This window comes from Acetobacter papayae (assembly GCF_047721125.1).
Classification (GTDB): domain Bacteria; phylum Pseudomonadota; class Alphaproteobacteria; order Acetobacterales; family Acetobacteraceae; genus Acetobacter; species Acetobacter papayae.
The window spans coordinates 121,989-144,087 of record NZ_JBDNWF010000003.1; the positions used below are offsets into that span (position 1 = coordinate 121,989).

Annotated in this window: 23 protein-coding genes; 9 read left to right on the forward strand and 14 right to left on the reverse strand. The window is 61.9% G+C overall.

Features of this window, described 5'->3' with window-relative positions; translation table 11 throughout:
* Positions 1–74 precede the first annotated feature (74 nt).
* A complete protein-coding gene (locus ABF757_RS02175; RefSeq protein WP_415480733.1) occupies positions 75–299 on the forward strand; it encodes a zinc-finger domain-containing protein in 225 nt (74 codons plus the stop codon).
* A 22-nt stretch (positions 300–321) separates the two neighbouring features.
* Here the strand turns inward: ABF757_RS02175 and ABF757_RS02180 are convergent, their stop codons facing one another.
* The 9 genes from ABF757_RS02180 to ABF757_RS02220 form a co-directional block, all read right to left on the reverse strand.
* Positions 322–657 carry a DMT family transporter gene (locus tag ABF757_RS02180; protein ID WP_035370860.1) on the reverse strand — a complete coding sequence of 112 codons (336 nt, stop codon included), beginning with the start codon at positions 655–657 and terminating at the stop codon, positions 322–324.
* A 42-nt stretch (positions 658–699) separates the two neighbouring features.
* A complete protein-coding gene (serS, locus tag ABF757_RS02185) occupies positions 700–1,971 on the reverse strand; it encodes a serine--tRNA ligase (protein ID WP_415480734.1) in 1,272 nt (423 codons plus the stop codon).
* Between the two features lie 3 nt (positions 1,972–1,974).
* Positions 1,975–2,823, reverse strand: coding sequence for a twin-arginine translocase subunit TatC (gene tatC / locus ABF757_RS02190; RefSeq protein ID WP_415480735.1), 849 nt, complete (start codon positions 2,821–2,823; stop codon positions 1,975–1,977).
* On the reverse strand, positions 2,820–3,461 hold the full coding sequence (gene tatB, locus ABF757_RS02195; protein WP_415480736.1) for a Sec-independent protein translocase protein TatB: 642 nt from the start codon (positions 3,459–3,461) through the stop codon (positions 2,820–2,822). The genes tatC and tatB overlap by 4 nt, the downstream gene beginning before the upstream one ends.
* 72 nt (positions 3,462–3,533) lie before the next feature.
* Positions 3,534–4,295, reverse strand: a complete 762-nt coding sequence (scpB, locus tag ABF757_RS02200) for an SMC-Scp complex subunit ScpB (protein WP_415480737.1) — start codon at positions 4,293–4,295, stop codon at positions 3,534–3,536.
* Positions 4,292–5,104, reverse strand: coding sequence for a segregation and condensation protein A (locus ABF757_RS02205; protein ID WP_051543159.1), 813 nt, complete (start codon positions 5,102–5,104; stop codon positions 4,292–4,294). Before ABF757_RS02205 ends, scpB begins: the two co-directional genes overlap by 4 nt.
* Before the next feature lie 75 nt (positions 5,105–5,179).
* On the reverse strand, positions 5,180–6,214 hold the full coding sequence (locus ABF757_RS02210) for an SPOR domain-containing protein (RefSeq protein WP_415480738.1): 1,035 nt from the start codon (positions 6,212–6,214) through the stop codon (positions 5,180–5,182).
* A complete protein-coding gene (argS, locus tag ABF757_RS02215; protein WP_415480739.1) occupies positions 6,214–8,013 on the reverse strand; it encodes an arginine--tRNA ligase in 1,800 nt (599 codons plus the stop codon). The genes ABF757_RS02210 and argS overlap by 1 nt, the downstream gene beginning before the upstream one ends.
* A 77-nt stretch (positions 8,014–8,090) precedes the next feature.
* Entirely contained in the window at positions 8,091–9,278 is a 1,188-nt protein-coding gene (locus ABF757_RS02220; protein WP_415480740.1) for a deoxyguanosinetriphosphate triphosphohydrolase, read from the reverse strand.
* Positions 9,279–9,449: 171 nt separating this feature from the next.
* Between ABF757_RS02220 and ABF757_RS02225 the strand changes: the two genes are divergently transcribed.
* The 7 genes from ABF757_RS02225 (at position 9,450) to pqqE (ending at position 13,970) form a co-directional block, all read left to right on the forward strand.
* The gene (locus ABF757_RS02225; protein WP_415480741.1) at positions 9,450–9,821 is read left to right on the forward strand and encodes a HesB/IscA family protein; all 372 of its coding nucleotides are present in this window, start codon (positions 9,450–9,452) and stop codon (positions 9,819–9,821) included.
* Positions 9,818–10,591: an exodeoxyribonuclease III gene (locus ABF757_RS02230; RefSeq protein WP_415480742.1), complete on the forward strand. Its 774-nt coding sequence runs from the start codon at positions 9,818–9,820 to the stop codon at positions 10,589–10,591. Before ABF757_RS02225 ends, ABF757_RS02230 begins: the two co-directional genes overlap by 4 nt.
* A 161-nt stretch (positions 10,592–10,752) precedes the next feature.
* Positions 10,753–10,833 carry a pyrroloquinoline quinone precursor peptide PqqA gene (gene pqqA / locus ABF757_RS02235; protein ID WP_035370857.1) on the forward strand — a complete coding sequence of 27 codons (81 nt, stop codon included), beginning with the start codon at positions 10,753–10,755 and terminating at the stop codon, positions 10,831–10,833.
* 95 nt (positions 10,834–10,928) lie between these two features.
* Positions 10,929–11,840, forward strand: coding sequence for a pyrroloquinoline quinone biosynthesis protein PqqB (gene pqqB / locus ABF757_RS02240; protein WP_415480743.1), 912 nt, complete (start codon positions 10,929–10,931; stop codon positions 11,838–11,840).
* Complete coding sequence (gene pqqC / locus ABF757_RS02245) at positions 11,837–12,592, forward strand: pyrroloquinoline-quinone synthase PqqC (protein ID WP_415480744.1); 756 nt, start codon at positions 11,837–11,839, stop codon at positions 12,590–12,592. Before pqqB ends, pqqC begins: the two co-directional genes overlap by 4 nt.
* A complete protein-coding gene (gene pqqD / locus ABF757_RS02250) occupies positions 12,589–12,888 on the forward strand; it encodes a pyrroloquinoline quinone biosynthesis peptide chaperone PqqD (protein ID WP_415480745.1) in 300 nt (99 codons plus the stop codon). Before pqqC ends, pqqD begins: the two co-directional genes overlap by 4 nt.
* The gene (gene pqqE, locus ABF757_RS02255) at positions 12,885–13,970 is read left to right on the forward strand and encodes a pyrroloquinoline quinone biosynthesis protein PqqE (protein WP_415480746.1); all 1,086 of its coding nucleotides are present in this window, start codon (positions 12,885–12,887) and stop codon (positions 13,968–13,970) included. The genes pqqD and pqqE overlap by 4 nt, the downstream gene beginning before the upstream one ends.
* An 11-nt stretch (positions 13,971–13,981) precedes the next feature.
* Here the strand turns inward: pqqE and ABF757_RS02260 are convergent, their stop codons facing one another.
* Genes ABF757_RS02260 through ABF757_RS02270 form a run of 3 tightly spaced genes read right to left on the reverse strand, consistent with a single transcriptional unit; the run spans position 13,982 to position 19,584 of the window.
* Positions 13,982–17,092, reverse strand: a complete 3,111-nt coding sequence (locus ABF757_RS02260; RefSeq protein ID WP_415480747.1) for an efflux RND transporter permease subunit — start codon at positions 17,090–17,092, stop codon at positions 13,982–13,984.
* A 3-nt stretch (positions 17,093–17,095) separates the two neighbouring features.
* On the reverse strand, positions 17,096–18,301 hold the full coding sequence (locus ABF757_RS02265) for an efflux RND transporter periplasmic adaptor subunit (protein ID WP_025860886.1): 1,206 nt from the start codon (positions 18,299–18,301) through the stop codon (positions 17,096–17,098).
* Positions 18,298–19,584, reverse strand: coding sequence for a TolC family protein (locus ABF757_RS02270; protein WP_415480748.1), 1,287 nt, complete (start codon positions 19,582–19,584; stop codon positions 18,298–18,300). Before ABF757_RS02270 ends, ABF757_RS02265 begins: the two co-directional genes overlap by 4 nt.
* A 239-nt stretch (positions 19,585–19,823) precedes the next feature.
* On the opposite strand from ABF757_RS02270, the gene ABF757_RS02275 reads away from it, so the two are divergent.
* Complete coding sequence (locus ABF757_RS02275) at positions 19,824–20,348, forward strand: hypothetical protein (RefSeq protein WP_415480749.1); 525 nt, start codon at positions 19,824–19,826, stop codon at positions 20,346–20,348.
* A gap of 210 nt (positions 20,349–20,558) precedes the next feature.
* Here ABF757_RS02275 and ABF757_RS02280 read toward each other — a convergent pair whose 3' ends face one another.
* Positions 20,559–21,563: a hypothetical protein gene (locus ABF757_RS02280; protein ID WP_025860884.1), complete on the reverse strand. Its 1,005-nt coding sequence runs from the start codon at positions 21,561–21,563 to the stop codon at positions 20,559–20,561.
* A gap of 144 nt (positions 21,564–21,707) precedes the next feature.
* On the reverse strand, positions 21,708–22,099 hold a 392-nt coding region (locus tag ABF757_RS02285; RefSeq protein ID WP_415480750.1), incomplete at its 5' end, for an ATP-dependent Clp protease proteolytic subunit.

Here is a 22,099-nt window from a genome sequence, read left to right on the forward strand (position 1 = left end):
GTCTATCATTCTCCACCGCAGCCCTGCCTGGCAATCAGACGGGCCACAGATTCTCCAGCCCATGCAGGATGACAATGCCGACCACCCTTGCACACACACCCGATCCCACGCCACACCCCCGGCTGGGTCATGTCGAAACCATTTTGGTGGATACACGCAAGATTGCCTGCGATGGCGGGCTGGGCGCATTGGGGCATCCGCGGGTATGGCTGAAAATCGGCGGGCATCAGACCGTGTGCCCCTATTGCTCACGCCTGTTCGTGCTGCAACCCGGTGCTGGCGATAACCACGACCACTAAAACCGCGCAGGCAAAAAACGCGCTAGTGGTGCAAAGAGTGTGAAAACAGGTTGATAACCAGCACACCCGCCACAATCAGGCCTATGCCCAGCAGCGCTGGCGTATCGAGGCTCTGGCGGAAAATCAGCAGGCCCACCACCGCACTCAGCACCACGCCCGCCCCGGCCCAGATGGCATAGAGAATACCAACCGGCACGGTTTTGAGCGGGATAGACAGGAAGTAAAACGCAAAACCGTACGCCACAAGGCTGCCCGCAGCCGGCAGCCAGCGGGCAAAACCCTGCGATGCGGCCAGACAGGTGGTGCCGACCATCTCAAACACGATGGCCAGCGACAGCATTACAAAAGGCTTTTCCATTATATCCGCCCTCCGTCAGCCGGCCACCAAACTGCCGCTGCCTTAGCCACCAATCTGCTCAAGTCCGCCCATATAAGGCCGCAGCGCTTCAGGAATGGTGATGGAGCCATCGGCGTTCTGGTAGTTTTCCATCACCGCGATCAGTGTGCGGCCAACCGCCAGCCCGGAGCCATTGAGCGTGTGGACAAAAACCGGGCTTTCACCCGCCTTGGGCCGGAAGCGCGCATTCATGCGGCGGGCCTGAAAGTCGCGCGTATTGGAGCAGGATGAAATTTCGCGCCAGGCATTCTGCCCCGGCAGCCACGCTTCCAGATCATAGGTGCGGGCTGCACCAAAACCGGTATCCCCCGCGCAGAGCAGCATACGGCGATAGGGAATACCCAGACGCTCCAGCACCGTTTCCGCACAGCGGGTCATGCGTTCATGCTCGGCCTCGCTGGCCTCTGGCGTGGTGATGGAAACCATCTCCACTTTTTCGAACTGGTGCTGGCGCAGCATACCGCGCACATCACGCCCGGCGGCCCCGGCCTCGGAACGGAAACACTGGCTAAGTGCCGTCAGCCGCAGCGGCAGGGTCGCACCATCGAGAATATCGCCCGACACGGAGGCCGTCAGAGGCACCTCGGCGGTGGGAATCAGCCAGCGCCCATCTTCGGTGCGGAAAGACTGATCGGCAAATTTCGGCAGTTTATCGGTGCCATACATGGCATCATCATTGACCAGCGTAGGCACCATGACTTCCGTATAGCCATGTTCCGCCGTGTGCAGATCGAGCATGAACTGGCCCAGTGCCCGTTCCAGCCGCGCCAACGCGCCACGCAGCAGTACAAAGCGCGCGCCAGACAGCTTGGACGCCGTGCCAAAATCCATCAGCCCCAGCGTTTCACCCAGCTCGAAATGCTGCTTGGGCGTAAAATCGAAAACGCGCCGGTCACCCCAGACATGCTGCTCCACATTGGCGTTTTCATCCGCCCCGGCGGGCACACCAGCATCAAGCCTGTTGGGCAGGTTGGCCAGCAGGGCAGTGCTGTTACGCTCCAGCGCCACCACGGCCTCTTCCAGCGCTTCCATATCCACACGCAGGGCAACGCCTTCGGCCTCTAGTTCGGCACTATCGGCCCCGGTGCGCTTGAGCGCACCAATCTCGCGGGCCAGTGCCTTGCGGCGGGTCTGCTTTTCCTGCAGGGCGGTCTGGGCCTGACGGCGCTCCTCATCCCATGCCACAAGCTGCTGCGCTACCGGCTCCAGCCCACGGCGGGCCAGATCGGCATCAAACGCGGCGGGGTCAGCCCGCAGGCTGCGGATATCGTGCATGGCTCAGGAACTTTCCTGCTGGGAGTTGGTCTCGTCGGCGCTCCGGCGCGTGGCCCATGAAGGCTCCACCATCCGGGCACACAGGATTGAAACCTCGTACAGCAGCACTAGCGGCACCGCGAGGCCAATCTGGGTAATGACATCAGGCGGCATGACAATAGCTGCCACCACAAAGGCCCCTACAATCGCATAGCGGCGGAACCGCCGGAGCATGGCGGCGGTGACAATGCCCGCACGTGCCAGCAGCGTCAACACTACCGGCAGCTCGAACGCCACGCCAAAAGCCATGATGAGTTTCATGACCAGCGCCAGATATTCCGACACCTTGGCCTGTAGCTCGATCTGCACGCCACCTGTGGTGCCCGGCGTCTGGAACGACAGGAAAAACCGCCACGCAATCGGGAAGATAAGATAATACGCCAGTGCGGCCCCGGTCAGGAACAGCACCGGCGTTGCGACCAGAAAAGGCGCGAAAGCGCGCTTTTCAGACCGGTAGAGGCCGGGCGCGATAAATATCCATGCCTGAACGGCAATCATGGGAAAGGACAGGAACATCGCCCCGAACAGCGCCACGCGGATATAGGTAAAAAATGCCTCATACAGCGCCGTGTAAATCAGATGCGGCTGCTCGCCCTGCTGGCGCATGATCTCGCCCAGAGGGCGCGCCAGAAACAGGTAGATGTTTTCGGCATAGTGGTAGCACAGCGCAAAGCACAGAACGAAAGTCAGCCCCGCCCAGAGCAGCCTGCGCCGCAGTTCAAGCAGATGCTCGACCAGAGACATGGGGCGGTCGTTGATTGGGTCGTGCGCCACATCGTCGTTCTGGTTGGTTTCGTAGGTCTGGTCGGTCATGCCTGCTCGCCCACGCTGGATGAGGGTTGCGCTGCCTGCCCACCGCCCACCGTGCCGCCAAGGGGGGTCGGGCGCACGACGTGCCGCCCATGCAGAACCCGCACAGGCGGCAGAATGGCAGGGGGGAGCAGGCGCGGCTGCTCGTTAAGAATCCGGCGCACGATACCCGGCGGCAGCTCCGGCGGAGCGGCCTCTACCGTTTCATCCGACACGGTCTGCACCTGCATATCCACCACATCTTCACTCACGGTGGGCCATGCGGCCGGTTCGATAGCGCTGCGTGAAAGAGTGGGCGGCCCACGCCGGTCCAGCGCGCGGGGGCTGGGCGGCAGGGCGTAATCTGTCAGGGTGGAAGGGCGCTCCACGGCGCGGCTCAGCCCGCCATCATCGTCCAGAGCCTTGATGATCCGACCGCGCACATTCAGGTTCTTGAGATCACGCACCTGATCCCTGACCTCTCCCAGATCGGCCTCACGCACCATCTCGTCAAAATGGGACTGGAACTCTCCGGCCATGCGCCGGGCTTTTTTGACAAAGCCCGCAAGCCCACGCAGGGCCACCGGCAGATCCTTGGGACCGATCACCACCAGGGCCACGGCACCGATCAACGCTATTTCCGACCAGGCAAAATCAAACATCGGCAGCCCCGCTCACACCAGCCCACAGGCCGCGCGACAGCCCGTGCGCAGCATAAAGGCACGCTGTGTCTATCACGCCCGTTCCGGGTCGGAAACACTCTCTTCCGCCTCAGGCTCCCGTGGTGCCTCGGAAATCTCCTCCGCCAGTGGGGGTCTATCGGGGTTTGCTTCTTCCTCGTTCCCACTGCCAAACGCAATCTCAGACTGGCTTTGACGCATGTCCGGTACGTCTACCAGCAGTTCCTCCCGCCGTGGCAGGTCGGACAGGGCGCGCAGGCCGAAATGCCGCAGGAATGTCGGGGTTGTCCCCCACAAAACCGGGCGGCCCGGCACTTCCTTGCGCCCGCGCGGGGCAATCAGCTCTGCCTCGATCAGGGTATCGAGCACCGTCTGCCCCAGACTGACACCGCGAATATCTTCAATATCCGTACGGGTGCAGGGCTGGTGGTACGCAACAATGGCCAGTGTTTCCATAACTGCGCGGGGCAGACGCCGGGGGCGTTCGAGCACGCGTGTAAGCTGTGCTGCCAGATCAGGGGCTGTGCGAAACTGCCAGCCCCCCGCCACTTCCACCGGGCAGACGCCACGCCCTTCGTACCGCCGAACAAGGGCCGCCAGCACCGCATCGACAAACGCTCCCAGATCATCCTGCCCGTCAGGCATGAGGCGGCGGCTTTCCAGCAGATCGGCCAGCCTGCGCGCGCTCACCGGCTCGGATGCCGCGAAAATCAGCGCTTCGGCCAGACGCACCGCGTCGTCTGGCACAAAGGGTGCCGCATCCGCCTGCCCTACTGGCGCGCCATCCTCCACCTGCGGATTGTCTGGCTGTGTCATGAGGTTTCTCCGTCCTGATCCTCGCCCTGCGGCGGGGTGTGGGAGCGCAGCATAATCTGCCCGAAGGTCTGATCCTGCCGCAGTTCAAGCCGCCCTGTCTTGGCCAGTTCCAGCCCGGCAATAAGGGTTCCGGCAAGGGCTGCGCGGCGCTGTTTGATAGCCGCCTCGCCCCCTTCCTGCTCGGGCAACACATCCGGCAAAAAGGCATCGAGCGTGTTCCAGCCCGGCGGGGTTTCTCCCAAAAGCCGCGTAAGGCGGCTGAGCGCATCCTGCACGGTCCAGAAACGCAGGGTGCGCGGCATATAAACCTTGCGCGAAGCCGTGCGCCGCATGGCCGCCAGATAGGCGCGCATTAACTGGGGCACGTCCAGCACCAGACCGGAGCGGTCGATTTCGGTCAGGTCTTCCGCCTCGCCACGCGCGAACACATCGCGCCCGAGCTGCGGTCGCGCCTCAAGCCAGCGGGCAAGCTGGCCCATACAGGCCAGTTCCAGCAGGCGTTCGTGCAGAAGCTCGGCGGCTTCCTCGCCCTCCACGGCCAGTTCATCATCGGGAGGGAGCAGCAGGCGTGATTTCAGCCAAGCCAGCCATGCGGCCATTACCAGCCAGTCCGCCGCCAGTTCCAGCCGCACCCGGCGTGCGCTTTCCACAACCGCCAGATACTGTTCGACCAGTTGCAGAATGGAGATACGCGCCAGATCCACCTTCTGTGCCCGCGCCAGATCCAGCAGCAGGTCCAGCGGGCCTTCAAACCCTTCCAGCCTCAGCAGCGGGGCGCGCGGGAGGGTATCAACCTCGCCCGCCGCCATGGCGGGTGCGCTGTCTGGCACGGCCCCGGCGGCGGGCTCCGTGGATGGGTCAGCCTGTATGCTCAATGCCTGCGCCTAGGGCCGCGCTACCATACAGGCCAGCCCACGCTCACGCGCGGTGGCGCAGAAGGCATGGGCATCGGCACTGCTGTCAAACCCTGCCACACGCAGGCGGTAAAACACCGCGCTGCTCTGTTCTGTCCGCACGATAGAAGGCGTGCGCGCACCGAACAGGGTGGGGTAGCGGGTTTTCAGGCGACTCCATTCCTTACGGGCCTCCGCATCGCTTTGCAGGGCGGCAAGCTGCACCTGATAACCACCATTGCCCTTGACCGCCGAGGCGGCAGGCACGGGAGCAGGAAGCGGAGCTTCCGCCTGCCGGGCTGCGGGAGCAGGTGCTAGCGTATTGCGCGCAGGGGCTTCTGCCGCCGGTTTGGCAGGCTGGGCCGCTGGAGACGGAGCAGGCGTTGCTGCCGCAGGGGCAGCAGGAGTAGCGCTCTGGCCCGCAGCCGCACTATCGCCTTCCTCAACCGCACCCGGGGCAGTGCTGTCGGTTTCTTCCTCCTCATGCGCGGGCGCGCTGGAGGCAGTTCCTGCCGGGGTAGCGGGAGAGGCATCGGGTGTCTGCGCACCAGCAGGTGCCGGGGCCTCACCCGTGCTGGCCCCGGCTGACGTAGCGGACGTGGCCGCTGTGCCACCATACTGGGCCGCCAGCGCTGCCGGGTTCGGCTTTTCAGGAGCCGGAACCGGGTGACCGGTCTGGTCGTCAGTTTCTTCGGTGGGGCCGAGGGCATCAAGCTGCATACCGCCCGGATCGACCGGGTGGGTTTTCATGGCCACAGCCGGTGGCCCCAGCACGGGAATACCGTGCGAATGGTGGCGCACAAGCGCCCAGCCGCCAATGCCCAGCACCAGCAGCCCACCCAGCCCGGCAGCGCCATAAGCCAGCCAGCGGGTGATGGAGTCGGTGCCTGTCACACGGGCCAGCATGCTGCCCAGCAGGGCTGCCTCCGGCTTGGCGGGCGTATCGTCATAATCCGTGCTCATACGCTCGCGCGCACGGTTGATCCGGTCATCCGCCGTGGCGGAACTCCGCTCTTTTTCATCCATCAGCGCATTTCCTCCACCGGCTCCACGCCCATGACCGCCAGACCGGAGCGGATAACCGCAGCCGTGGAGGCCACAAGGGCCAGACGGGCGCGCGTGGCATCGACATCTTCCGCCTGAAGGAAGCGCAGTGCTGCATCATCACGCCCACGGTTCCACAACGCATGGAAATCCGCCGCGACATCGGCCAGATAAAACGCGATGCGATGCGGCTCACGCGCCAGTGCCGCGGCTTCCACCATACGGGGCCATTCGGCCAGACGGCGCACCAGCGCCATTTCGGCATCGGCACTCAGGCTGTCGAGGGCGGCGGTGGACAGAGTTGCGGCATCCACCGCGCCATATGAACCATCCTCTGCGGCGGCGCGCAGCACCGAGCGGCAGCGGGCATGGGCATACTGCACGTAAAACACCGGGTTATCGCGCTTCTGCGCCACTACCAGATCGAGGTCGAACTCCATCTGAGCGTCGCTCTTGCGGGTGAGCATGGTAAAGCGCACCGCGTCACGTCCCACCTCATCAATCAGGTCACGCAGGGTCACGAAGGTACCGGCCCGCTTGGACATCCGCACGGGCTGGCCATCGCGCAGGATATGCACGATCTGGCACAGCACCACTTCCAGCGGCACGGCATCGCCTGTGAGCGCCTTGACGGCGGCCTTCATACGCTTGACGTAACCACCGTGATCCGCGCCCCAGACGTCAATCATGACCTGCGCGCCGCGGGCTACCTTGTCAGCATGGCAGCCTATATCGTTGGCGAAATAGGTGTTGGTGCCATCGGACTTGCGCAGGGGGCGATCTACGTCATCACCAAAATCGGTGGAACGGAACAGAAGCTGCTCGCGCTCCTCCCAGTCCTCGGGCAGCTTGCCCTTGGGCGGCTCCAGAATACCCTCATACAGCAGGCCCTGCTTTTCCAGCGTCTGGATTGCACTTTCCGTCACGCCACGCGCCAGCACACCGGCCTCGGAAGTAAAGACATCCTGATTAACGCCAAGGGCCGCGAGGTCCTCACGGATAGCCTTGAGCATGTGCGCGACCGTAAAGCCACGCACGGTTTCCAGCCAAGTCGCTTCCGGTGCCGGGCGGGCGGTACCGTCCTCGGCTGTTTCAGCCAGCTTGGTGCCGTATTCGCCGGCCAGTTCCATCCCTACGGGCACCAGATAGTCGCCCAGATATTGCAGGCCGGTAGGGGCAAGGGTTGCAAAGGCCTCCTGCTCCATTGTGGTGCCCAGTGCCTGCAGGTAGCGCCAGTAAGCAGCCCAGGCCAGAGCGCGCACCTGCGTGCCCGCATCGTTGATGTAAAACTCCTTGGTGACGGCAAAGCCCGCCTTGGCCAGCAGGTTTGCCAGCGCATCCCCCACCACGGCACCACGGCAATGGCCAACATGCATCGGCCCGGTGGGGTTGGCCGAAACATACTCGACATTAACACGCACACCCGCCCCAACGGTGGACGTGCCATAGGCCTCGCCCGCGCGCAGCACATCAGGCAGCACGCCACGCAGCACGGCAGGATCAAGGGTAATGTTGACAAAACCCGGCCCAGCGGCAGCGGCAGCGGCAACACCCGGCACCGCGGCCAGAGCCTGCGCCAGTTCCTGCGCAATATCGGCGGGCTTGCGCTTTGCCACACGCGCCAGCAGCAGGGCGGCGTTGGTAGCCATATCGCCATGGGCAGGGTCGCGCGTGGGGGTCAGTTCGACGCGGGCCAGCGTGTCTTCGGCCACATCGGGCAACAGTTCCCGCACGGTGGCCAGAACATGATGACGGTAACGCTGGAACACACAGTCAGACATGCACACTCAATCCTGTTACACATAAAACGCCCGGCACCGGGGGAATACCCGGAGCCGGAGCGCCAAAAAAGGCGTTATCAGCCCGGAACCGACAGATCAGTCAACCGCCTATGTTCCTGCATGGCGTAACGGTCTGTCATGGAAGCCACGTAGTCCGCCACAACTCGGCGCAGGGCCATGGTGTCGCCATCGGGAATTTCGCTCTGGCGGTCGGCGGGCAGCAATGTAGGCGAGTCTGTCAGAATGGTGAACAGCTCACGTGTAAGATGGCGCGCCTTATGGGTCATGCGGTTGACCTTCCAGTGCCGGTAAAGCCGCGCAAACAGGAACTTGCGAATACCCTTATTGGCCTCGCTCATGCGCTCGCTCAACGCCACCACGGGGGTTGAGGCCGCGCGAATATCCGCCACATCTCGCGGGGCCAGATCAGCCAGACGCTCACGCGAGCAGACCAGCGCATCCGTTACCAGCGCATGAATCACGCGACGCACCATTTCGTGCCGGATACGGCGTGCGGTGCGCGGATCGGATGCGGGCAGGCCCTCGGCCAGCTTGCGCGCCGTGGCCAGCGCCTCACCCACCAGTGGCACATCCACCAGATCATCAAGTGAGAGCAGGCCGGACTTTACGCCATCATCAAGGTCATGCCCGTGATAGGCGATATCATCCGCCAGAGCCGCCACCTGTGCCTCTGCCGAGGCATAGGTGCCAAGGTCGAGCGGGAAAAGGGCATCCAGCGTGCTCATACGCTCGGAAGGGCGGCGCAGCGGGCCGTTATGCTTGGCCAGCCCTTCAAGCGTTTCCCATGTAAGGTTCAGCCCATCGAAAGCGATATAGCGCCGCTCCAGCAGCATGACCTGCCGCAGGGCCTGCGTATTATGGTCGAACCCGCCCCATGGCTGCATGAGAGAAGCCAGTGCATCCTCCCCCGCATGACCAAAAGGCGTATGCCCCAGATCATGCGCGAGGGACACGGCTTCGGTCAGGTCTTCATCCAGCCGCAAATTACGGGCCATGGAGCGTGCGACCTGCGCCACTTCCAGCGAATGGGTCAGCCGGGTGCGGAAAAAATCGCCCTCATGATTGACGAAAACCTGCGTCTTGTATTGCAGCCGCCTGAAGGCGGAAGAATGCACCACCCTGTCACGATCACGCTGCCAGGGAGAGCGTGTGCTGGATTCCGGCTCGGAATACAGCCGCCGTGCGCGCCCTTCTCCCGTGCGGACGGCATACGGCGCGAGGCCGGTCCCTGCTTGCGCCTGCATCCTGTCTCCTTCCCTGCATCGCCACACGCCCCATGGCGCGCCACCAGAGCGCCAGCACAGGGCCGCATCAGCGGCTTTGACCCGGTTCAGTCTAGTCCATTGCAGGAAAGTTGACCATTGCGGGTGTGTTTCCTCTTCAAACCGGCACACGGGCGGACTATCTATGCTGGTATGACACAGCCAGCCCCTTCTTTTTCCGTATCGGATGCCGCAGCAACGCGCATCAGTTCCGTGATCGCCAAGAAACAGGCGGGCGCCACACAGGAAAGCCCCGCCCCTGCCGCCCTGCGCGTTGCCGTGGAGTCGGGCGGGTGTAACGGATTCCAGTATCTTTTCACGCTCATTCCGCCGCAGGCCATCAATGCCGAGGATACGCGGATAGAGAAAAACAACGCGCTGGTGGTGGTTGACCCCGCCAGCCTCGACCTGCTGGCCGGTGCGCAGCTAGACTTCGCGGACAAGCTGATGGGCGCGCATTTTGCGGTCATCAACCCCAATGCGGCCTCTTCCTGCGGGTGCGGCACGAGCTTTTCTCTCGCATGAAGCTCGCCACATGGAACGTCAATTCCGTTCGCCCCCGACTGGAACTGGTGCTGGACTGGCTGGCGCGCGAACAGCCCGATGTGCTGATGTTGCAGGAAATCAAATGCGAAACGGAGCAGTTTCCAGCACAGGCCTTTGAGGCAGCGGGCTATGGCTGCGCGGTTGTCGGGCAGAAAACCTATAACGGGGTAGCCACCCTGTCCCGCAAGCCGTTTGAAATCACCACGGCGAGTCTGCCCGGCTTTACTGACCCCGCCGCACGGTATGTGGAAATCAGCACGCAGGGGCTGGTGCTGGGTAACCTTTACCTGCCCAACGGCAATTCAGGTGGGGAGGAAGGCTACGCCACAAAGCTGGCTTTTGCCGCTGCCCTGCATGACCGCGCCCAGACCCTTTTGCGCGAGAATACGGATTTTGTTCTGGCGGGCGATTACAATATCTGCCCCACGGCGGAAGACTGCGCCCCCGGCGCACTGGGGCCAGATGACGCACTGGTGCGCCCGCAAAGCCGTGCCGCATGGCGCCGCCTGCGCTGGCTGGGCCTGACAGACGCCCTACGCGCGCTGCACCCGCAGGGAGCGGCCTACACGTTCTGGGATTATCAGGCCCGGGCATGGGAACGCGACAGCGGCCTGCGCATCGACCACATGCTGCTCTCCCCCCGCGTGGCCGAGCGCCTGAGCACGGCAGCGCCCGACCGGGATGAGCGCGACAAGACACGCCCTTCGGATCATGTGCCGCTTGTCGTCACCCTGTCTGGGCAGTCCTGACGTTCACACTAACGTGATAAACCCCTTCCGACTCCCTGCGTTGCACCGTCAGGGGTTGCAAGGGCGGGTTTTTTGGCCACACTAAACCCCCAACAACGGTGCCAGAACCAGTCCGGTTCCGGCACCGCCGTTGATGCCAAATCGAGACAGGGAGAAGACCCATGGCCTGGAACGCACCGAAAGTTACGGAAATTCCGCTGGGCGCAGAAATCAACAGCTACGTCTGCGGTCAGAAGAAATAAGACGGAACTGAGTTCCTTCTGTATTTCAGCCGCCAGCCCCGGACAGGCGATACCGTTCGGGGCTGGCGGCTTTTTTTTGACTGGACTGTAGGCGGATGCTCGATATCGTTGTTCTAGGCGCTGCGGCTGGCGGCGGTTTTCCTCAATGGAACTCCAACGCGCCAGCATGCCAGCGCGCCCGGTCGGGAGACCCTGCCGCTCCTGCCCGCACACAGGCTTCCATCGCTGTCAGTGGGGATGGTGTTTCGTGGTATGTGCTCAATGCCTCGCCTGATCTGCGCGCCCAGATCAACGCCACACCTGACATGCACCCCAAGGAAGGCCTGCGCTCCACCCCGATCCGGGGCGTGTTCCTGACCAGTGGCGAGATTGATGCCATTATCGGGCTACTGACCCTGCGTGAGCGCCAGCCTTTTGGCCTTTACGCCACAAAGCAGGTTCTGGGCCAGCTTACGGCCAACCCCATCTTCAGCGCGCTGGACAGTTCCATTGTGCCGCGTAACACACTGGAGCTGGATCAGCCCGTGCCGCTAGAGCCCGCGGGCCTGTCCATTACCCCCTTTGCCGTACCCGGCAAGGTGCCGCTCTATGCCGAACGGGGCGAAAACCCGGCCGAGGTCATGACCAACGGCGAGAATATCGGCCTTGAAATCACCGATGGCCGGGCGCGGGCCCTGTTCATTCCCGGCTGCGCGCTCATGACCGACGACCTGCGCGCCCGCATACGCGGGGCCGATGCCGTGTTCTTTGACGGCACGCTCTGGACTGATGACGAGATGATCCGCGCGGGGCTGGGCAGCAAGACAGGCCGCCGCATGGGCCACATGTCCATTGCGGACACACCAGATGGTACCATCGAGAGCTTCCGTTCTCTCGATGTCAGGCGTAAAATCCTCATTCACATCAACAATTCCAACCCTGTTCTTCTGGCTGAAACGCCTGAACGTGCCAAAGCTGAACAGGCCGGGTGGGATGTTGCTTTTGACGGCATGAAGATCACACTATGAGCACCACAACAGCCCCCGCCCGCCTCCTGTCCCCCGAGGAACTGGAAGCCGCCCTGCGCGCCATTGGCGCCGAACGCTACCACAACCTGCACCCGTTCCACCGTGCCCTGCATGATGGCAAGCTGAACAAGGCGCAGGTGCAGGCATGGGCCCTGAACCGCTATTATTATCAGGCCTGTATCCCCGCAAAGGACGCCACCCTGCTGGCACGCCTGCCCACCACGGAACTGCGCCGCGAATGGCGCCGCCGTCTGGAAGACCACGACGGCACCAGCCCCGAAACCGGTGGCGTTGCCCGCTGGCTGAAGCTGACGGACGGCCTGGGCCTTGATCGCTCTTACGTGGAATCGCTCGAAGGTCTGCTGCCCGGCACGCGCTTTGCCGTGGATGCCTATGTGCATTTCGTGGGCGAGCGCTCCATTCTGGAAGCCATTGCCTCATCCCTGACAGAACTGTTCTCGCCCACCATCATTAGCGAGCGCGTGTCGGGCATGCTGCGCAACTACAGCTTCATTACCGAAGAAACGCTGGCCTATTTCAAGCCCCGGCTGACACAGGCCCCGCAGGATTCGGCCTTTGCGCTGGCTTATGTCAAGGAACACGCCCGCACGCCTGAACAGCAGCAGGCCGTGCTGGCAGCCCTGCGCTTCAAGTGCGACGTGCTGTGGTCCATGCTGGATGTGCTGGATTATTCCTATGTTGCACCCGGCCGTATTCCGCCGGGGTCTTTCCGCCCCGACACCACGGCATGACAGGGCAGGCCGCCCCTCCCCCGATGACGGAAGACAGCGTGCCGCGCTTTGCGCGTGGCACGCGCCTGCAATTCGACCGCGTGCGTGAAACATGGTTCATTCAGGCCCCGGAGCGGGCTTTTCTGGCCGATGCCATCGCGGTGGAAGTGCTGCAACTGGTTGATGGAACGCGCACGCTGGGCGGGCTGATCGACACTTTGGCGGCAAAATTCGACGCACCGCGCCCCGTTATCACGCAGGATGTGTTAACCCTTGTGAATGATCTCGCAACCAGACAGGTGCTGGTGCACGCATGACGACGCCCCCCCCCATGAGCCTGCTGGCGGAACTGACCCATCGGTGCCCGCTGCAATGCCCCTACTGCTCCAACCCCCTGCGGCTGGACCCACGCACGTCTGAACTGGACACCGCCACATGGCGCCGCGTGATGGATGAAGCCGCCACCATGGGGGTACTTCAGGTGCATTTTTCAGGCGGCGAACCCATGGCCCGCCCCGATCTGCCCGATCTGGTGCGCCATGCGGCAGGGGTGGGGCTTTACTCGAACCTGATTACATCTGGCGTGCTGCTCAACCCGACCTCACTGGACGCGCTGGCCAAAGCCGGGCTGGATCATATCCAGCTCTCCTTTCAGGATGCCCTGCCCGACCCGGCCGACCGGGTTGCCAATATGGCAGGCGCCCATGCCAAAAAACTCGAAGCCGCACGGCTGATCGTGGCTGAGGGCATGCCCCTTACGCTCAATTTTGTGGTGCACAGGCAAAATGCCGAGCGCGTGCCCGACATGCTGGCACTGGCCGAGCAGCTTGGCGCCCGCCGGGTGGAAATTGCCCACACACAATATTACGGCTGGGGCCTACTCAACCGCGATGCCCTGCTGCCTGATCGCGACCAGCTTGCCCTGACCGAACAGGCCGTGGCCGAAGCGCGCACGCGCCTTGCAGGCCGCATGACCATCGATTTTGTCACCCCTGATTATTATGCCGAAGAACCCAAACCCTGCATGGGCGGGTGGGGCCAGCGGTTTATGAATATCTCGCCCACGGGGCGGGTGCTGCCCTGCCACGCGGCAGAGAGTATCCCTAATGTAGAATTTCCCTCCGTTACCGAAGCCTCGCTGGCCGATATCTGGGAAAATGCGCCGTTATTCACCATGTTCCGTGGCACGGACTGGATGCCCGAACCCTGCCGCTCCTGCCCCGCGCAGACACAGGACTGGGGCGGCTGCCGCTGTCAGGCGCTTGCACTGGCGGGCAAGGCAGATGCAGCGGACCCGGTATGCCACAAAGCGCCAGACCACGGGCTGGTGGAACGCGCCATTACCGCCCGCCCCGCCGTGCCCCCGGCCTTTCGCTACAGGCGTTACGGCAACGCCTGAACGAAGGGGTTTTACGCCCGTTTTTTGCGCTCACGCCCATATAGGGCGGCATACAGGGTAGGCAGCACCAGCAGCGTGAGGAAGGTGCACGACACCAGCCCCCCGATCACCACGGTTGCCAGCGGTTTTTCCACCTCGGCCCCTTCGCTCATGGAAAACGCCATGGGGAAAAAGCCAAGACATGCCACCGTAGCCGTGGCCATGACCGGGCGAAAACGATCCCGCACAGCCGCAACAGCGGCCCGGAAAGGAGTTGCCCCTTCCTTCTTGAGATCGCGCATATAAGACACCAGCACCAGACCGTTCATGGTGGCCACGCCAAACAGGGCGATAAAACCCACCCCCGCCGAAATACTGAACGGCATACCCCGCAGATACAGCGCAAGAATACCGCCCGTAGCCGCAAATGGCAGGTTGACGAACACGAGCGAAGCCAGCCCCAGTTCCCCCAGCGCCATGACCAGCAGCAGGAAAATAAGCGCCAGCATGACCGGCACCACAATTTCAAGCCGCGCAACAGCGGTTTGCAGGTTGCGGAACTGCCCGCTCCACTCAAGGTAATAACCCGGTGGCAGCGGCACCTGTGCCTGCACCGCCGCCTGTGCCGCCTGCACGAAGGAGCTCAGGTCACGCCCGCGCACATTGGCCTGCACCATGCTGCGCCGCATGCCCTGCTCGCGCCGGATGGCGGGCGGGCCGTCATTGAGGATGATATGCGCGACCTGTGACAGGTCTATCACCTTGTCATCACGGGTGATGATGGGCAGCGTGCGGATATCTTCCAGATTTTCGCGCGCATCGGGCTGAAGGCGCACTTCGGTCGGGATCAGCGCATCATCTACTGCCACCGGGGGGCCGTAATGGCCGCCCAGCGCTTCCACCGCGTCAATGACCGAGGATGTTTCAACATTCATGCGCGCCGCAGCCGTGCGGTTCACATCGATATGCAGATAAGGAATGGTGCCGACATCCTGCGGTGCAACATCCGCTGCCCCCGGCACCTTGCTTACCACCTCCGCAATCCGGGCAGAAAGTCGGGCCAGTTCCTTCAGGTCGGAGCCATAAACCCCAATGGCAATCTGCGACCGCACGCCTGAGAGCAGGTCGTCCATACGCATCTGGATCGGCTGGCTCCAGTTATACAGCGAGCCGGGATTATCATGCGCCAGAGCCGCGCTGAAGGCTTTTACCAATCCTTCCTGCGTGGTGGCAGTTTTCCACTCATCGCGGGGTTTGAGCAGGATATAGGTGTCACTCTGCTCGCCACCCTGCGGATCTGTCGGGATAGCAGCCGTGCCCGTGACACTGACAACCGAGCGAATATCGGGAAAACGCTTGAGTGTACGTTCGATGGCCTGCGCCGCCCGCAGCGAGGCATCGAGCGAAATCCCCGGTGGCCGCGTGGAGGTTACGATCAGATCCCCCTCCTGCAACTGGGGAATAAACTCGCCCCCAAGCCGGGTCGCCAGCACGCAGCAGACCACCAGAAACACCAGCGCCACACCCACCACAGCGCGCGTGTTTTTCATGCACCATGCCGAAGCAGGCTGAAAAACGCGCCACAGAAACGCTATGAAACGCGTGTGGTGAAGGTCGTCCTCTGCGTGTCCGTGCCCGTCTTCATTCTCTTTTTTCGCTTTGGCGGACTTGCCTGACCCCAGCCAGACACACAACGCAGGCACACAGACCAGCGAATAGATGAGCGAAGCCACCAGCGCCAGAATGACCGTTTCCGCCATGGGTTTGAACATGCGCCCTTCCACACCCTGCAAGGTGAGGATGGGCAAATACACCATGGCAATAATCACCACCGCGAACACGACCGGCCGCATAACGCTGCGCACGGTATACAGCACGGTCTGCATCAGCGGTTCGGCCGGTCTGCGCCGGTGCAGCACGTTTTCGACAATAACGAGCGAACTATCCACCACCATGCCGAAGTCGATCGCGCCCAGACTGAGCAGGTTGGCCGAAATACCAAGGTGGCGCATGCCCACCATGGCCGCGACCAGCGAGAACGGAATAACGGAAATAATGATGATGGAGGCCCGTGCATCGCCAATGACCAGCAGCAGCACGGCCAGAACCAGAAACGCCCCCACCACCAGATTTTCGCGCACGGTATCAATCGTTTTAGCGGTCAGGGCCGCGCGGCTGTAATAGGGTTCAAGCGTGACACCTTCAGGCAATGTCGCCTGAATCTCGGGTAACTCACGGCTGAGGGTTGCAAGGGTAGCCCGCGCGCTGGCCCCCTGTTGGAGCAGTACAACCGCGCTGACAATCTCGCTATCGCCATCCCGCGTGACCCCACCCAGACGCGGCCGACGGCCTTTGCGCACCGTACCAAGATCACGCATGTGGATAACGGCACCGTTCGGCCCGCTTTTGACCTGCACCTCGCCCAGTTCGTTCAGATCATCGATCAGCGAACGGCCGACAATAACGTGCTGTTCGTCGTTATGTTCGATCCATGCGCCGCCCGCTACCTCGTTACCCGTATCCAGCGCGTGGAACACATCAGTAAGGGACACCTTGTACTGCCGCAACGCCTCGGGGTTTATGGCGACCTCATAGGTTTGCGAAGCGCCGCCATTGACGTTGACATCCACCACCCCGTCTACCAGACGCAGGCGGGGCACCACGTTCCAGACCATCAGACGGTTGAGGTCTTCGAGTGTCTGCTCCTTACCCTTGATCTGAAGGTGCAGAATCTCGCCCATGCCAGTGGCCAGAGGAGCCAGATCAATGCTCAACCCCGGCACACTCACACTATCACGTGCCAGAGGCAGGCGCTGCACCACCATTTCGCGGTCACGGTAAATATCCGTGCCGTCATCGAACTGCAGATACAGCACGGCAACCCCCGTGCGCGAGACCGAGCGCATGCCGCTCAGCCCCACCACACCGGACATCACTTTTTCAATCGGTGCTGTAACGAGTTTTTCGACCTCTTCTGTCGCAAGGCCCGGAGCCTGCACCGTGACCAGCACCTGCGTGGGCGAAATATCAGGCACAGGTTCAACCGGCAGGCTCCACAAATCGGCCAACCCGGCCACCATCAGCAGCCCTACGACACAGAACAGGAATACCCGTTTTTCAATAAACCAGCGAAAAAGCGCCATGGACTATTCCGCCCCACTCTGGGTGGAAAGAACGACCTGTGATTTCAGAACAAAGCTACCCTGTGTCACTACCGTTTCGCCTGCCTTGACGCCACGCAGCAGCACGATATTGCCATCCAGAGAAGGCCCCGTTTCCACCGGGCGCACGGCATAGCGCCCCGGTGCCACCCGCACGAACACCACCGGCTGGCCGTTCAGGGTTTGCACCGCTGCTTCTGGCACGATCATGCCTTTGACCTCATCATGGAAAAACAGACGTGTGTGCACCAGCATACCGGGCTTGAGCCTGTTGGCCGGATTGTCCAGCAGACTGCGTACCAGCACATGCTGCGTGCCGGGGTCCACGCTGCCTTCCACCGCATCCACCCGCGACACCAGCGGCGGCTCGCCTTCCACAATCCATGTGTGTTGCCTGTTGCCCACCAGCACACTGCGGGCATCGACATCATTGACCTGCGACACGACCCAGACATGCGACAGGTCATCCACCTCGATCGGGGGCGGCCCGCCTGCTGTCATATCCTGCCCGCTCACCACGGAAACATGGCTTACAACCCCATCGATAGGCGACACCACGATGGATTGCCCGCCTTCGACCTTTTCCATGCCCGAGCTATAGCGCCGCACATGTTCGGATGCGCGGCGGGCATCGGCCTCTCGCTCCTGCACCAGCGCGCGCGCTGCGCGCCAGGCTTCCTCCCGCCGTTCCACCTCACCTACAGAGAGCGCACCGCCCTTGAGCTGTTGCCCACGATCATAAAGCTGGCGAGCATTGCGCTCCTCCGCCCGGGCAGCGCGTAGAGAGGCCTCGTCCGATGAATTCTGAAAGGTTTCATCCCGCAGGGTGAAGTTTTCATATGCCAGCAGCGGCTGGCCTTTGCTGACCACCTGCCCCGGCACCACCGCGACGGAAACAACGCGCCCATCGCCCACCGGCCGGATACGCACGATCCGCCGCTCATCCGCCGCGACATAGGCCGGGGCATCCGTATGGCGCGGCAGGCTGCCCGCTACCGCTATGGCGGTATGGATGTTCTCGGCCTGCAGGGCTTCATCCGAAATATCCACCAGCACCGGGGCAACCACCGCAGGTGTTGCGGCAGGTTTGGCGGGCGGTGTCTGCGCATGCACGAAGGGTGCCGCCGCAAAAGAAACCACCGCGCAGGACACTAAACAGGCAGCAAGCCGCGGGAGCGCTTTGAAAGTCATGGGGTCTGCCCTGTCATAAGAATGATACGCGCGATGGTGGTACGCATGGTGGCTTCGGCCTGAGCCTGCCGGTCTGCCGCATCAAGGGCTGCGCGGCGGGCACGCAGAAACTCCACCAGAGGAAGCTCGCCTGCTTTCCATGCCCGCGAAAGATCAGAGGCACGCAAATCCGACTGCTCCTGCCCCAGACGGGCATGCCGCACCTGTGTAGCGGCTGCGGCAAGCTGGGCGCGCAACTGGCGATATTCGGCCATGACCTTGCGATGGGCGAGAATCTTATCCGCCTCGGCGCGGCTGACCGCCTGCATTTCCTTCATGACCATGGGGGTGTTTACCGCCTCGCTGGGCAGGCCTACCTGAAACTGCACGCCTACCTGCGTATCCCACGGGCTTTCATACTGCTCCTGTCGGCTGAGCATCACCCCCACCTGCGGGTTGGGCATGTAGGAATGCCGCGCCACACTGTAGGAGGCCTGTGCTTTTTTAAGCTGCGCATCCGCCAGCTTGATCCTTGGGTCCTGCTCAACATCAAGCTGATAGCCATCACGCGCCAGACGTCGCCCATCAATGGAAGAAAGGTCCGGCAAGGTGTCACGCCCCGTCAGGGCCTCCAACTCGGCGCGCACTCCTTCAAGCTGCTGCCCCATATCGGCCAGCGTGCCATCGACATCCGCTTTTTCTGCTACCGCTGCCTCGTGATCCGCACCGGAGACTTCGCCCGCCGTCCATGCGTGCTCCACATCCTGTGTAGTCTGTTCCAGCACATGACTGACCGCAGACAGGTTGTTCAGCCGCGCGGACAGCACGGCACCCTGCCCCGCCAGATCCACCACCCGCGCCGCCATGGCCAGCCTTTGCACCTGCATCTGCCAGTTGGCTACTTTTTCATCGGCCTTGGCGGCATTTTCCGTGGCCGTGCCCTGCCCCGGCAGCCAGAACGGCACGCTAATACTGCCCTGATAGGTGGTGTAACCCACCTTGCTGCCGATAAAATGGTCATCATAATACTGCCCGGTTACAGTCGGCCCGCCTGAAAACCATGACCGCGCGGCCGATGCCCGCCGCGTGGCGGATGTGCTGTCCGCCATATAGGCCCCCTGCTCGGGGTCCGCTGCCCATGCTGCGAGAATGGCGTCATGCAGGCTGACAGGGCCTGAGGCCGGAGCAGGGGCTGGAGCCACCGCCGTAACACTGGCTGTCAGGCCGGTTGTTGCACTCGCGGTTGCCGCATAAAGTTTCGATTCCGAAACACATAGGAGAAAGGAGGAGACTCCCGTCACCACCACAGAACGCCATGACAGGGCCGGAAACAAAGACGGACATCGCACGAGAGCAGAACCACCCTTGGAATTGTTGCAAAGCAGAACAGAAACAAATTACAACGTTCAGATGACGGCAATATGAACTGAAATTTTATAAAAAAAAATTCATATTGTCACCCTGCAATTCCAATTGCCTTGAACGGGCATCTACGGCTTGAATATGTAAATTCAGGGAATAAGCCCAAGGGGAGTGCCACGCCATGACGGAAGAACGAGAGTGTAAACGCCCCGGCGTAACCCCCCTATTTTCGGCTTTTCTACTTTTTTCGGCATTTTTTATCGGCACGCCTCTTGCCGCGGCGCAGGACTATAAAATGACCTGCCCGAACGAGCACAAGAGCATGCGCCTGTCAGTATCCGGCAATTACCATGGCTATCCTTTTTCCGAGGTGGAAAAAGCTGCCCTGCAGAGCGTTGCCTGTCCTGATGACGCGGCCTCACGCAAGGCACTGCGCGAACTTGCCGCACAAAATCTGGAGGTCAAGATTACCATCCAGCGCTATGGCGGCCAGACGCTTCGTGGCTTTGTCGCTGTGACACTTCGTTCCGCTGGAGCAACACTTTCCAGCAGTTCTTCCTCTTTGTCACAGTTTGCCAACAGCCTGCCGCCCAGCGCTTTGAGCGACAACATCTACACCACCATCCAGCGCGTATGGGACAATCTGGAATACCTGCAGGAGCAGGATTCCACGACTGAACAAAAAGCGCTCGACCACGTTTCGTAAAACCAGCGCAGGCTTTTACTGCCTGCCGCTACGGTTCCGAACGACGCTCTGCGTCGGTGTTACCTGTAATAAAAGACGACAGCACAGACTGCCAGTGACAGAATTATGTCAGGCTCTCTGCCCCGTCTCCTGTACATCAACATGCCATAAAAAAACGGCCTCCCCCATAACAGGGAAGGCCGCTTTCAGCCGCCGACAGGCAAAAAAACCTTAGCGCCGGTTGGCTTTAACCGCTTCGCTGGCAAACTCCCAGCAACGACCCGCACCGCGTAGCACCCGCGCGATAAAAGGAGCCGATGTGGGGCGGAGCAGACGCGAATCATACCCGGCAAAACGCCGCTCATCTTCCTGCAGGCACAGATCCATAAAATCAGGCAGGGTTATGTCGATATTGGCGACATCCTTGGTGCCCGTTACGGTAAAGTTATTGTCCTGTGTGTGGACCGCGCCCTTGTCATCTACCGTGCGAACAAGGCTGATGCGTTCATAAGCAAGGAAGCCCCATACCGCCCATACCTTGAGTTCGAAATAGGGGCGACGCCACCACGGCATTGTAGCGCGGTACCATGCCAGCCAGTTAGCAAACAGCAGGATATGGCGGCATTCCTCCTGCATGATCGGCTCGAACGTATCGGTCAGTTCCTGCGGGAAGAACCCCGAACGCTTGGCCAGCTCGAACATACCAAAAGCGAAGAAGCTATCCACGCATTCCGAAAAGCCGGTTACAAGATAAGCCCACTCGGCATCCTTGGGCTCAATGTACGGCGGCTCCGGTGCCATGGGAATGTTATAGGCCGCCACCATCTTGGCCAGCACTTCCTTGTGCCGGTTTTCTTCCCACGCATTGCGCGAGATGGCGTCCTTTACATCAGGATCATCAACCAGCGCCGCGTAAGCGGCCATCCGCAGCCGGGCCTTGCCTTCGGTCTGAACGGCAATATCCCAGATCGGCAGGGAGACAATCTTGTGCAGTGTCTCGGGGTCGAGCTTGGGCCATTCGATTACGGAGGGCCGATACGGATTGAACGTGTCACGGAACATCTCGGCCATGGCACGCTTATGCGCATCGGACCCCGGCTTGAGCCGCCCCGTAACCGGGCTTTGCCAATGACGCGCACGGAAATCCGCCTGCTCGACCGCTTCCGCGTTGGGCGGCGGGGGCAGATCGTCCATGCTGTCGGGGAGTTTGGAGTAAATCTCGCTCAGAGAACCCATAGTGAGGAACCTGTCTTTAATTGAGGAACCCCCGGCAGGCTGGCCCAGCCCGAAGCAGCCGGACCATGCGAGAGGTTCATGACCCTAAACAGGCAGCGCCTCCCCACCTTTTGACCGGCAGGGATGCGCGGCACTGTTCCCGCCTTAGTGCAGATCAGAAAAGCGGGAAATGATCTTTGTCACTAAACCGTATTCTATCGCTTCCTGCGCGGACATCCAGTAATTGCGGTCCGTGTCCTTGGCGATCTTCTCGTAAGTATGGCCGGTTTCTGCCGCAAAAATGCGGTTGAGCCGTTCACGCATCTTGAGGATTTCGCGCGCTTCGATGTCGATATCGGTCGCAGGCCCGCGCACGCCGCCCATCGGCTGGTGCAGCAGAAAACGGGTGTTGGGCAGGCAGAATCGACGATCCTTGTGCCCGGCGGCGAAAATAAGCGCACCGGCCGAGGCCACCCAGCCCGTGCCAATCAGGTTGACCGGGGCAATCGAATCGACAAAGCGGATCATGTCATGGATCGTGTCGCCACTTTCCACAT